Below are 610 nucleotides of genomic sequence, written 5' to 3' on the forward strand. Positions count from 1 at the left end.
TCCATCAGTTCTGCATCAACGCGACGTTCACCCTTGCGCAGGATGTCGAACACGTTTTCGGCGATGTGACAGCACTCCACCAGCTCGTTGAGCTGAAGGAAGCCGGCGCCCCCTTTTACAGTGTGGAAACCGCGAAAAATTGCGTTGAGCAGATCTGCGTCATCCGGGCGGCTTTCCAGCTCGACCAGTTGCTCGGACAGTTGCTCAAGAATCTCGCCGGCCTCAACCAGGAAATCCTGAAGGATCTCTTCATCGGCGCCGAAGCTCATTAATGGGGTGCTCCTACAGGTCTAAAAACCCAAAAAACCTAAAATTCCAAAACTCTAGAATCCGAGGCTGGATAACAAATCGTCCACATCGTCCTGACCGGACACAACGTCTTCTCGTTTATCGGCATGAATCTGCGGACCTTCACCCTGCGAGAGATGTTTTTGTGGATCTTTTTCTGCAAGCATCGCGGCACGGTCGTGTTCGATGCCCGCAAAGCGGTCAACCTGACTGGCCATGAGGACGAGTTTGAGCAAATTGCTTTCGACTTCGGTGACCAGTTGGGTCACACGCTTGATCACCTGACCGGTGAGGTCCTGGTAATCCTGAGCCAGCAGGATGT

The 610-nt window shown here is 53.1% G+C and carries 2 protein-coding genes; both read right to left on the reverse strand.

Translation table 11 applies throughout. The annotated features are described in order from the left end of the window. On the reverse strand, positions 1-269 hold a 269-nt coding region (locus HT737_RS30725; protein WP_182404699.1), incomplete at its 3' end, for an Hpt domain-containing protein. A 54-nt stretch (positions 270-323) separates the two neighbouring features. After that, on the reverse strand, positions 324-610 hold a 287-nt coding region (locus tag HT737_RS30730), incomplete at its 5' end, for a protein phosphatase CheZ (protein WP_182404700.1).

Origin of the sequence: Pseudomonas sp. MD195_PC81_125 (assembly GCF_014060985.1) — a bacterium.
GTDB classification, from domain to species: domain Bacteria; phylum Pseudomonadota; class Gammaproteobacteria; order Pseudomonadales; family Pseudomonadaceae; genus Aquipseudomonas; species Aquipseudomonas parakoreensis.